This is a genomic window from Georgenia sp. (genome assembly GCF_054605595.1).
In genome coordinates this window covers 1-10,644 of sequence record NZ_JBTSDU010000084.1, presented here as the reverse complement: position 1 = coordinate 10,644, position 10,644 = coordinate 1, and the positions used below count along the sequence as shown (strand labels likewise).

The window sequence follows — 10,644 nt, the reverse complement described above, 5'->3', positions numbered from 1 at the left end:
GGGCGCGCCCCCGCCCCGCGACCCGGAGCGGTGCGTCGGCGGCCGCCACCGCGCCGGCCGACTCCTCCCCGGGGATGACGAGCGCCTACGACCGGAGGTGGACGACAGCACACCCGCCCGGCACGTACCGTTGGCAGACGTGACTCCCCTGCTGACCGTCGCCACGTCCGGCGCCCCCCTCACCGGTGTCGCCGCCTGGGCCGTCTCCGTCATGGAGTCCCTCGGCGGCTTCGGCGCCGCGTTGCTCATCGCGCTCGAGAACCTGTTCCCGCCGCTGCCGAGCGAGGTGATCCTCCCGCTGGCCGGGTTCACCGCCTCCCAGGGCAGCCTCGGGCTCATCGAGGTGATCGTCTGGTGCACGGGCGGCTCCGTCGTGGGTGCCTGGGTGCTCTACGGGGTCGGCGCGATCCTCGGCCGCACCCGCACCCGCGCGATCATGAACTGGCTGCCGCTGGTCAAGATCGAGGACGTCGACCGCACCGAGGCCTGGTTCGACAGGCACGGCAAGAGCACCGTCTTCATCGGTCGGATGATCCCGATCTTCCGCTCCCTGATCTCGATCCCGGCGGGCATCACCCGCATGCCGCTGCTGCTGTTCACCGCCCTGACCCTGGCCGGCTCGCTGATCTGGAACACCGCCCTCATCCTCGCCGGCTACTGGCTGGGCGAGCAGTGGCACGTCGTCGAGAGCTACGTCGGGACGCTGACGTACGTCGTCATCGGGGTCGTCGCCGCCGCGCTCGCGTGGTTCGCCATCTCCCGGGTGCGCACCATGCGCCTCCAGCGGCGGGCCGGCCCCGCCACCCCGCTGGACGACGACGCGGCCTGACCCGCCGCCGCTCACACCGACATCTGGTCCATCCGCCGCAGGAGCACGCCCTCACGCAGGGCCCACGGGCAGATCTCCAGCTCCTCGACGCCGAGCACCTTCATCACGCGCTGGGCCACGTACGCGCCCGCGACGATCTGGTAGGTCCGCTCGGCCGTGATGCCGGGGAGCTCGACGCGCTGCTCGGCGGGGATCCGGGCCAGGCGGGGCGTCCAGTCCCGCAGGTCGGCGAGCTGCATCCGGCGCCGTTCCTCCGGGCCGACGACGACCATGCGCTGGCCCGCGAGCCGGGCCAGCGAGCGGAAGGTCTTCGACGTCGCCACCACGAGGTGCGGGGCGGGCTGCCGCGCGATCGCCTCGGCGATCGGCCCCAGCTGCTCCTTGACGTAGGCCTTCAGACGCTCGATCTCCCTCGGGCCGGGCGGGTCCGAGTGGAGGAAGTCGTGCGTGAGGCGCCCGGCGCCCAGCGGGACCGAGACGGCGAAGTCCGGCCGCTCGTCCATCCCCATGGCGATCTCCAGCGAGCCGCCGCCGATGTCGACCACGAGGAGCCGGCCGGACACCCAGCCGTGCCACCGCCGGGCGGCGAGGAAGGTCAGCTCGGCCTCCTCCCTCCCGGAGAGCACCTGGAGCGGCACGCCCGCCACCTTCTCGAGCTGTGCCAGCACCTCCGCGCCGTTCGTCGCATCCCGGATCGCGGAGGTGGCGAGGCCGATCATCTCCTCCGCGCCGAGCGTGTCCGCCGCCCTGGCGGCCCGGTCCACCGCCGAGCGCAGCGCGCGCACGCCCTCGGTGCTGATGCGGCCGTCGTCCTCCAGGTAGCGCATGAGTCGCACGGTGGCCCGCTCGGACGCCGTCGGATCCGGCCGCGCGTCCCGTTCGGCGTCGACGACGAGAAGGTGGACGGTGTTGGAGCCGATGTCGAGCACGCCCAGACGCATGGGCCTACGGTACGGCCGCCGGTGTCCCTCGACCACGCCCACCGCATAAGGTCGTGATGACCGCAGTTCCTACCGGAGACCTCGTATCCATGAGCATCGTGCTGCAGAAGGCCGTCACTCCCCAGCTGTCGACCGCCTACGTCGAGCGGGGTCTCGACCGGGTGTTCGGGTACGTGGTCCCCGCGGCGGACGTCGCCGGCATCACGACGACGGCGGGCCTCTTCGAGCTGCACGGCCTCGGCTTCTCCGGCACGCCCTTCGCGCCGGAGAAGCCCATCGACGTCCTGCATCTGCCGACCCCGCCGACGGCCGGGCTCGTACGCGCCACGGGCGGCAACGACGACGCGGGCCGGCAGGCCACCGACGGCCCGATCCTGGACCGACCACCGTTCACGGGCACCGGGCTCGCCACCGTCGAGGACGTCATCACGCCCCTGTCGTGGCTCGAGCACACCCGCCTCACGCCAGGCACGCGGCTGTGGCGCTTCTCCCCCGGCGCGGAGGAGCCGGAGCTCGTCGGCACCTATCACGGTGTCGCGTTCGGCTGGCAGAACCACCTCGACGGTGACTCCTTCCACGCCGTCCTCCCCTCCAAGTACGTGGGTCCCCTGGCCCGGACGGCGGACGGCACCTTCGCGGCGGACGTGCGCACGGGCGACGACGGCCGGCCCGCCGTCGTCACGGTCGTGACCGCCGCGCCCGACGCCGAGCAGCACGGCTTCGCGCGGACCTCGGCCGGGATGTGGGCGAAGCAGCTCGCACCCACCGAGGTGTCCGAACTCTTCGAGATCCACGCCACCGCCCGCTGGCACGGCATCCTGGTGCGCATCGTGGACCAGGGGCCGGACAGCGAGGGTGTGCAGCGGTGCCGCATCTCCTCGCTCGCAAACGACGCCGACGTCGCCGAGAAGAACCTCATGGACAAGATCGACCCGGGTGTCTACGAGGCAACGGTCGCGCTCGCCGACCTCATGGACGTCAACTACACCCAGCGGATCCCGACCGCCTGGGCGAAGGCGGAGCAGGTGCAGCGGGCGCGGGCCGCGGCGGCGGCCTCGGGCGGCGCCGGCACGGCGAGGCCGCCCGACCAGGGGATCGGTGCGCCGGTGGTCTCGGTCGGGGCGGGCGGCGCCGCGACCGCGTCGACCGACCAGCGCGCGGCGCGGCAGTCGGCGCTGCTGCAGCGAGTGGCACAGGGCATCGTCAAGGCGGCGCCCCCCGGGTGGGCGCGGGCCCGGCTGCTGTGCCGCATCGTCGGTACGCAGGCGGAGGTCCTGGCCGCAGCCACGCCGGCGGGCGGGGAGGAGCAGGTGCTGCCCGGCGTGCCGGAAGACGTCGGTGCCGCGCTGGCGGAGCTGCGCCACGTGACGTTCGAGCCCGGCCTGGGGGCCTGGTACACGGCGCTCGTGACCGTGGAGAGCACCGGCAAGGTCACGCTCAACTTCGATCGCAGCAACGAGCCACGCTGGACGAAGCCGGTCCCGGCGAGCATGTTCGCCCAGGACGTGGCCCGCTACCCGCGCGATGAGGAGCACACACCCGAGTGGCTGCGGGACCGCCTCGCCGAGGCGGGGACCTCCTCGGCAGGCTGAGAGAGGACGGTTGCCGTGGCGCGGCACGACGGGCGCAGCACACCCGGGTCGCACGGCCAGGCCGGGCCCGGGCGACGCTCAGGGCTTCGGGCCTGAGGCCCGAAGCCCTCTGGGGCGTTCCCCCATCGATACCCCGACGGGGTACATTGTCAAGACGTGCGACCGGACCCAGGTCGCCCTGGGATGGAGACGACATGGCCGGTTACAGCGGCACCAAGGAGCAGTATGCCAACAGGCTGCGGCGGATCGAGGGTCAGGTGCGTGGCATCACCCGCATGGTGGACGAGGACACCTACTGCATCGACGTCCTCACCCAGATCTCGGCGGTGACCAAGGCGTTGCAGGCCGTCGGCATCGGGCTCGTCGAGGACCACCTCGGGCACTGCGTCGTCGACGCCGCACGCTCCTCCCACGAGGAGGGGCAGGCGAAGGTCGTCGAGGCGTCCGAGGCGATCGCCCGGCTCGTCCGGTCCTGACGTCGCACCGTGGCACCACCAGGGGAGCCACCCATATGAGCACCACCGAGACCGACCGCGCCGCGGTCGACGAGGCCGGCTACACGGTCTCCGGTATCCGCCGCGGCCGACCCGGCCTCGTCCGGGGCGCCGGCACCGACGTCGCGATCCCGTCGGCGACGCTGGGCCTGCTGAACCCGATGATCGCGGACGCCGCGACGGCCACCAGCTCGGTCATCGTCCTCGGGACCTCGCTGCGGCTGCGCCGGGCGGCCTGAGCCGGCGCCGGCACCCGACTACTTCCGTCGCGCCCGGAGCACGACGCCGATCAGCACCACGAGGGCGACGGCCAGCAGGCCGATGCCCCAGATCAGCGCACCCGGCCCCGCAGCCGCGGCGCTCTCCCCAGGGGCCGCGACCTCGTCGTCCGCCGCACCCGAGGCGGTCGCGGCGGGTGCGTCCGTGGCACCCTCGGGCGCGCCCGCCGTGGGGTCCGGCACGGTCGGCGCCCCGGCGTCCTCCCCACCGGCCTCGCTGCCACCGGCAGCGACGGTGAACGTGAAGGCCCCCTCGATGGGGTGGCCGTCGGCGGAGACGACCCGCCAGGCGACGTCGTACCTGCCGTCCGGCATGTCGACCGGCAGCGGGCAGGTGACCGTCACCCCGTCGACCACCACCGGGACATCGTCGAGCTGCTCGCCCGCCTCGTCGCGGACCACGACGGCCGGCTCGACCTCGAGGAGCTCGTTGCTGAACGTCAGCACCACCTCGGTCGGGACAGCCGTGAGGGTCACTCCGTCCGCCGGGGTCGCGCTGACCAGGCCGTCGTGGGCGTGGGCGGGCGCGGCAAGGGCGAGCATGCCGACAAGGACGACTACGACGGTCGGCAGCCGCGAGACCAGGCGTGACATACCGACCAGGGTAGGCCCGGGGGTGATCGGCCCCGGCTGCCCCCGCCGCCGGGCGGCCCGCGGCGGCCTCGTCGGCCCGGCTCGCCCACGACCGGGCTGGGTCACGGCCCGGCTCGCCCACGACCGGGCTGGGTCACGGCCCGGCTCGCACACGACCGGGCTGGGTCTCGGCCCGGCTCGTGCACGACCGGGCTGGACCGGGAGCGACCCTGGCATGCCTCGTCAGAGCCCGTTCGCGAGCCCCGCCACGAACTCGACGGTGACGTCGTCGAGGCTGCCCACCTCGGCCGTGGCGAGCGCCAGCGCATCGGGCGCGGGCGGGAACGCCGCGTGCGGGACGGCGATCACGATCATCCCCGCGGCCACGGCCGAGCGCATGCCGTTGCTCGAGTCCTCGATGGCGACGGCGTGGGCCGGGTCGACGCCCAGGAGCTCGCACACGCGGGCGTACCCGTCAGGGGCGGGCTTACCGGCGGCGACCTCCTCCGTCGAGACCGTGGCCGCGAACCGCCGCGCGATACCGAGCGTGGCGAGCGAGGCGTCGATCAGCCGACGCGGCGAGGAGGACGCCAGTCCCAGCGGCCACCGGGCGCCGAGCCGTTCGACGGCCGCGACGGCGCCGGTCATGGTGGGCAGGTTCGCGCGGTAGCGCTCGGCCACGGCGTCGATGGTGCGTTCCGCGACCTGCCGCGCGTCGCCCTCGACGCCGATCGTCGTGGCCATGTACTCCGACCACTCCGGCGTACTCATGCCCAGCATCGCCTCGGTCGCCTCGGCGGGCCACGGCACGCCGCCCTCGGCGGCCAGCCCGCGGCGCACGTCGTCCCAGACGGCCTCGGTATCGGTCAGCACGCCGTCCAGGTCGAAGACGACGGCGGTGACTGCGTCATGTGCCATGCACCCATCGTGCCCGATGCGCGCGAGAGACTGACCCGGTGAACGAACAGAGGGACACCGCGGGCAGCGGGCCCACCGTGCCCACCGGGGCCGCCGCCGAGCTCCACGCCACCCCGACCGGAGCCGTCGCCGACACCGGGGCGAGAGCCACCACCGCCGCCGTCGCGGAACCCGCCCGTCGACGCCTCGGCGCCGAGGTGCTCATCGTGCTCGGCCTGTCGCTGGGGCAGTCCGCCGTGTACGCGCTGGTGAACATCATCATCCGCCTCACCGCCGAGACCCCGCTGGGGCAGCAGACGGCGGCGCTCAACGTCTCGCGCTCGACCCGCCCCTACGTCGACCTCACCTACCAGCTGCTCAACATCACCTTCGCCCTCGTCCCCGTCGCGCTGGCGCTCTTCCTGCTGTCCGAGCCCGGCCGCCGGGCGACGGCGCGCCTCGGCCTGGACCGGCGCCGGCCGTGGCGCGACCTCGGCACCGGGGTCGGCCTCGCCGCCCTGATCGGCGTCCCCGGCCTGGGGCTCTACCTGCTGGGCCGGGCGTTCGGCATCACCGTCGAGGTCCAGGCCTCGGCCCTGACCGAGCACTGGTGGACGGTGCCGGTGCTCATCCTGGCGGCACTGCAGAACGCACTCCTGGAGGAGGTCATCGTCGCCGGCTACCTGGTCGAACGGCTCGAGCAGCTCGGCTGGCGCCCGGCCGCCGTCCTCGCCACCAGCGCCGTCGTGCGCGGCGGCTATCACCTGTACCAGGGCATCGGACCGTTCTTCGGCAACGTCGCCATGGGACTGTTGTTCGCGGAGTACTACCGACGACGACGGCGCACCATGCCGCTCGTCGTCGCGCACACCCTGATCGATGTCGTCGCGTTCGTGGGCTACGCACTGCTGCCGGCATCGATCCTGACGGCGCTCGGCCTGGCGTGAAACGTCCCGCCACGACCGGCCCCGTGCCGTGTTCGGCCGGGCGGGGAGCCGCCACGTACACTCCGAAAGCATGACGGATGACGCGGCGCGGGACGTCCCCGTGACCGCCGGCGCTCCGCCGGAGGACCCCCAGGCACCGCACCCCGTGCTGCTGGTGGACGCGCCGCAGGCACGCGTGCGTCGCCCGGGCGACCTGGTAGCCCTCGTCCTGAGCGGCCTGGGCGTGCTCGCCGTCCTCATCCTCGCCGTGTACGCGAACGCCACCACCCAGGGCGTGACGGCGGACGTCCAGTCCGCCGTCGCCGACGGCCTGCGGCAGATCCTCCTGCTCCCGGTCACGGTGCTCGAGGGCATCGTGACGCTCTTCGTGCCGATCGTCGTGCTGATCGACCGGCTCCTGCGCCGGAACTGGCGCTCCGCCGTCGAGGCCGCCGGCACCGCCGTCCTCGCCGGCCTCCTCAGCCAGGGCGCCCTGTGGCTCGTCGGCACGTTCGGCTCCCAGACGCTGACCAACGGCCTCATGATCACGCTCGAGGGTGCCGCCGTCATCGCCATCAACCCCTACGTCGCGGGGCTCGCCGGCCTGCTGACGGCGGTGGGTGACCGGTCCGCCAGCCGGATGCTCGGCTGGTCCTGGTCGCTGCTGTGGGTCGTCCTCGGCCTGGCGATCGTCCAGGGCGAGCAGACCCTGCCCGGCGCCCTCATCACCGTGCTGCTCGGCCGCATCGCAGGGCTGGGCATGCGCTACGCCTCCGGCGTCCTGCACGAGCGGGCGACCGGTATCGCCCTGGTGCGGGGATTGCGCCGGGCCGGCCTGGACCCGGTCCGGGTCGTCCGGACGGACCCGCTGCCGCCCGAGACCCACGCGCAGGCGTGGACGGTGACGAGCTCGGCCCCCGTCGGGTACACCGAGCGGTTGCGCGAGCCCTCACCGGTGGCGGTCGACGACGCCGACGTCGAGCCCGGCCACCCGGGCAGGCTCCGGCCCGCCACGCGGCCCGAAGGCGCATCACCCGGGGAGCGGCTCAGCCCCGCGGACCTGGTCGCCGCCGTCGACCGCGAAGGTGCCACGGGGGACTCGATCGCGCCCGACGTCCTGACCGACCCGCAACGGGTGCTCGTCGAGGCGGCGGCGTCCGCGACGGGCACGCTCGACCTGGAGAGCGCCAACCGCACCTACGCCGTCTGGGACGCGGACGGCGTCCGCCACGACATCATCGTGCTCGACGGCGACCGGCACGTCGTCGGCTACCTCTCGAACATCTGGACCAGCCTGCGGCTGCGCGGGCTGGAGAGCCGCCCGGCGCGGACGCTGCGCGAGGCCGCCAACCGCGCCACCCTGATGAACTTCGCCGCCCGGGCGGCGGGGGTGCGCGCGCCCGAGCTGGTCGGGGTCACCGAGGCGCGCGACTCCGTCCTCATCGCCGCCGAGCACGTCCCCGGCGCCCGCCCCCTGGACGCGCTCGCCCCGGACGAGCTCGACGACGCCCTGCTCGACCAGGTCTGGACCCAGCTGCGCTCCGCGCACGCCAAGGGGCTCGCGCACCAGGACCTCCACGCCGGCGCGGTGCACATCGACCCCCGGGGGCAGGTCTGGATCGTCGACTGGGAGACGGGCGAGATCATCTCCACCGAGCTCTCCCGGCGCGTGGACCTCGCACAGCTGCTGACGATGCTCGCCGTGCTGGTCGGGCCCGCCCGGGCGCTCGCGTCGGCGGCGCGGGTGCTCTCCCGGGAGCAGCTGGCGTCGATGGCGCCGCTGCTGCAGCCGCTGGCGTTGCCGAGCCGAACCCGCAACGCCGTCAAGGGCCACCGCGGCCTCATGGCCGAACTGCGGGAGCAGCTCATCGAGCTGACCCCCCGGGCGGACGTCGCACCGATCCAGCTCGCCCGCTTCTCCTCCCGCACGGTCATCACCGTGACGCTCGCGGTGGTCGCGGTGGTCGTGCTGCTGACCTCCATCAGCTTCACCGAGGTCGCCGACGCCGTCGTGAACGCCAACCCGGTGTGGATGCTGGTCTCGTTCGGGCTTGGTCTGCTGACGTTCGCCGGCGCGGCGATGGCGCTGGTGGCGTTCTCCTCGACGCGCCTGCCGCTGTGGCGCACCATCCTGGTGCAGGTGGCGGCGTCGGTCGTGGCCCTGGTCGCCCCTGCCGGGATCGGGCCCGCGGCGCTGAACCTGCGCTACGTCACCCGCGAACGCGTGGCGCTGCCGCTCGGCGTCGCCACGGTCGGGCTGGTCCAGGTCTCCCAGTTCGTCACCACCGTGCTGCTCCTCGTCGTCGTCGCCCTCCTCACCGGGTCCGTGGGCAGCGTCAGCGCACCGTCACCGGCGGTGATCGGGGCGATCGTGGGGGGCGTGGGCGTGGTGGGTGTGCTGCTGCTCGTCCCGAAGGTACGGGCGTGGGTGTGGGCCAAGGCCTCCCCGACGCTGCAGCAGGTCTGGCCCCGGCTGGTGAGCGTCGGGTCGAATCCCCGCCGGCTCGTGGCCGGCATCGCCGGGAACCTGCTCGTGACGGCGGGCTACGTGGGCGCGTTCGGGGCGGCGCTGGCCGCGTTCGGGTACACGCTGCCACTGACGTCGCTCGCGATCACGTATCTCGCCTCGAACTCCATCGGCGCCATCGTGCCCTCGCCAGGCGGCATCGGCCCGGTCGAGCTCGCCCTCACCGGTGGTCTGAGTGTGGTGGGCATCCCCTACGCGACGGCGGTCTCGACGGCGGTCCTGTTCCGCCTGGCGACGTTCTGGGCGCGGGTGCCGCTCGGCTGGGCAGCGCTGCGCTACCTGCAGCGCCGCGACGTGATCTGACTTGGCCGAGCGGGCCGAGCGGGCCGAGCGGGCCGGTCGGGCCGAGCGGGCCGGTCGGGCTGAGCGGGCCGGCCGGGCCGGCCGGTGGGTGCCCTGGGCCTTCGGCGCCGTCGTCGCCGCGCTGTACGTGCTCTTCGCAACGGTGCAGTGGCGGCTGCTGGAGTCGCCGTCATGGGACCTCGGGATCTTCACCCAGCTGGCACAGGCCTACTCCCGGCTCGACGCGCCGGTCGTCACGATCAAGGGCGCGGGCTTCAACCTCTTGGGGGACCACTTCCACCCGATGCTGGTGCTGCTGGGCCCGGTGTACGCGCTGTTCCCCTCGGGGCTCACGCTGCTCGTGGTCCAGGCCCTGCTGCTGGGGCTCTCGGTGGTGCCGATCACCTCGGTGGCCCGTGAGCTGCTCGGCGCGGCCGGCGGGACGGTGCTCGGCGTCGCGTACGGGCTGAGCTGGGGCATCCAGGGAGCGGTCGCGGCGCAGTTCCACGAGATCGCCTTCGCGGTGCCGCTGCTGGCGTTCTCCCTCGCCGCGTTCCTGCGCCGGCACTGGCGGGCGTGCGGGCTGTGGGCGGCGCCGCTGGTGCTGGTCAAGGAGGACCTCGGGCTGACCGTGGCGGCGCTGGGTGCGGTGCTGGTGTGGCGTGGGTGGCGCGGCGCCGGGGGGCGGCTGAGTACGCGCGGGTGGCGCGATCGGCTACCGGGCAGCCCACCTGGTGGGCGGGCCGACCGACGTGGTTCGCGCGCGTGGCCCGATCAGCTCCGCGCCGGCGCCGCGTTGGTGCTGTGGGGTTCGGTGTGGTTCGTCGTGACGATCACGGTGCTGCTCCCGGCGTTCAACCCGCGCCAGACCTGGGACTACTACGGCCGGCTCGGTACCGAGGAGCAGCGCTCGGTGCTCGACGTCGTCCTCGGCGCCTTCGTGCCCGGCGAGAAGTACCTGACCCTGGCGCTGCTCGTCGCGGCGGCGGGGGTGGTCGGGGTGGCGTCACCGCTGGTGTGGCTGTGGGTGCCGACGCTGGCGTGGCGCTTCCTGGGCAACGTCGAGCACTACTGGGGGTGGGAGTGGCACTACTCCGCCATCCTCATGCCGGTGGCGACGGCGGCACTTCTGGACGTCGTCAGCCGGCGCTCGGGCCCCGTGCGGGTGGCCACCCGCACGGGGCCAGCCGGCCGGGGTCCAGCCGGCCGGGGTCCACTTGGCCCACCGGGCCCGGTCGGCCCGGGCGTGCTGGCGGGTGTCGCCGTCGGGATCGCCCTGGTGACGACGCTGGTGATGCTGCCGAC

10 protein-coding genes are annotated in these 10,644 nt (G+C 73.9%); 7 read left to right on the top strand and 3 right to left on the bottom strand.

Features of this window, described 5'->3' with window-relative positions; translation table 11 throughout:
* Window positions 1-139: 139 nt before the first annotated feature.
* Window positions 140-829, top strand: coding sequence for a DedA family protein (locus ACYC1Z_RS10390; protein WP_461409449.1), 690 nt, complete (start codon window positions 140-142; stop codon window positions 827-829).
* Window positions 830-840: 11 nt separating this feature from the next.
* Here ACYC1Z_RS10390 and ACYC1Z_RS10385 read toward each other — a convergent pair whose 3' ends face one another.
* Window positions 841-1,770 (bottom strand): Ppx/GppA family phosphatase, encoded by a 930-nt coding sequence (locus tag ACYC1Z_RS10385; RefSeq protein ID WP_461409448.1) that lies wholly within the window; start codon window positions 1,768-1,770, stop codon window positions 841-843.
* Between the two features lie 89 nt (window positions 1,771-1,859).
* Here ACYC1Z_RS10385 and ACYC1Z_RS10380 point away from each other — a divergent pair, with 89 nt between their 5' ends.
* The 3 genes from ACYC1Z_RS10380 (at window position 1,860) to ACYC1Z_RS10370 (ending at window position 4,095) form a co-directional block, all read left to right on the top strand.
* Window positions 1,860-3,362, top strand: coding sequence for a hypothetical protein (locus ACYC1Z_RS10380; RefSeq protein WP_461409447.1), 1,503 nt, complete (start codon window positions 1,860-1,862; stop codon window positions 3,360-3,362).
* Window positions 3,363-3,556: 194 nt separating this feature from the next.
* Window positions 3,557-3,838 (top strand): metal-sensitive transcriptional regulator, encoded by a 282-nt coding sequence (locus ACYC1Z_RS10375; RefSeq protein ID WP_461409446.1) that lies wholly within the window; start codon window positions 3,557-3,559, stop codon window positions 3,836-3,838.
* A gap of 35 nt (window positions 3,839-3,873) precedes the next feature.
* On the top strand, window positions 3,874-4,095 hold the full coding sequence (locus ACYC1Z_RS10370) for a hypothetical protein (protein WP_461409445.1): 222 nt from the start codon (window positions 3,874-3,876) through the stop codon (window positions 4,093-4,095).
* 18 nt (window positions 4,096-4,113) lie between these two features.
* On the opposite strand, the gene ACYC1Z_RS10365 is transcribed toward ACYC1Z_RS10370, so the two are convergent.
* Together ACYC1Z_RS10365 and ACYC1Z_RS10360 are read right to left on the bottom strand one after the other, a co-directional pair.
* A complete protein-coding gene (locus ACYC1Z_RS10365) occupies window positions 4,114-4,728 on the bottom strand; it encodes a copper resistance CopC family protein (protein ID WP_461409444.1) in 615 nt (204 codons plus the stop codon).
* 222 nt (window positions 4,729-4,950) lie between these two features.
* On the bottom strand, window positions 4,951-5,625 hold the full coding sequence (locus tag ACYC1Z_RS10360; RefSeq protein WP_461409443.1) for an HAD family hydrolase: 675 nt from the start codon (window positions 5,623-5,625) through the stop codon (window positions 4,951-4,953).
* Between the two features lie 197 nt (window positions 5,626-5,822).
* Between ACYC1Z_RS10360 and ACYC1Z_RS10355 the strand changes: the two genes are divergently transcribed.
* The 3 genes from ACYC1Z_RS10355 to ACYC1Z_RS10345 all read left to right on the top strand — a co-directional run.
* Complete coding sequence (locus ACYC1Z_RS10355) at window positions 5,823-6,551, top strand: CPBP family intramembrane glutamic endopeptidase (protein WP_461409453.1); 729 nt, start codon at window positions 5,823-5,825, stop codon at window positions 6,549-6,551.
* Between the two features lie 70 nt (window positions 6,552-6,621).
* The gene (locus ACYC1Z_RS10350) at window positions 6,622-9,360 is read left to right on the top strand and encodes a flippase-like domain-containing protein (protein WP_461409442.1); all 2,739 of its coding nucleotides are present in this window, start codon (window positions 6,622-6,624) and stop codon (window positions 9,358-9,360) included.
* A gap of 1 nt (window position 9,361) precedes the next feature.
* Window positions 9,362-10,644: DUF2079 domain-containing protein (locus ACYC1Z_RS10345; RefSeq protein WP_461409441.1), on the top strand; the 1,283-nt coding region annotated here is incomplete at its 3' end.

Excerpts from the sequence above, each read along its gene's own strand:
- ACYC1Z_RS10380 (WP_461409447.1), top strand. The coding sequence starts at position 1,860 with ATGAGCATCGTGCTGCAGAAGGCCGTCACTCCCCAGCTGTCGACCGCC.
- ACYC1Z_RS10365 (WP_461409444.1), bottom strand. The coding sequence starts at position 4,728 with ATGTCACGCCTGGTCTCGCGGCTGCCGACCGTCGTAGTCGTCCTTGTC.
- ACYC1Z_RS10370 (WP_461409445.1), top strand. The coding sequence starts at position 3,874 with ATGAGCACCACCGAGACCGACCGCGCCGCGGTCGACGAGGCCGGCTAC.
- ACYC1Z_RS10360 (WP_461409443.1), bottom strand. The coding sequence starts at position 5,625 with ATGGCACATGACGCAGTCACCGCCGTCGTCTTCGACCTGGACGGCGTG.
- ACYC1Z_RS10350 (WP_461409442.1), top strand. The coding sequence starts at position 6,622 with ATGACGGATGACGCGGCGCGGGACGTCCCCGTGACCGCCGGCGCTCCG.
- ACYC1Z_RS10385 (WP_461409448.1), bottom strand. The coding sequence starts at position 1,770 with ATGCGTCTGGGCGTGCTCGACATCGGCTCCAACACCGTCCACCTTCTC.
- ACYC1Z_RS10375 (WP_461409446.1), top strand. The coding sequence starts at position 3,557 with ATGGCCGGTTACAGCGGCACCAAGGAGCAGTATGCCAACAGGCTGCGG.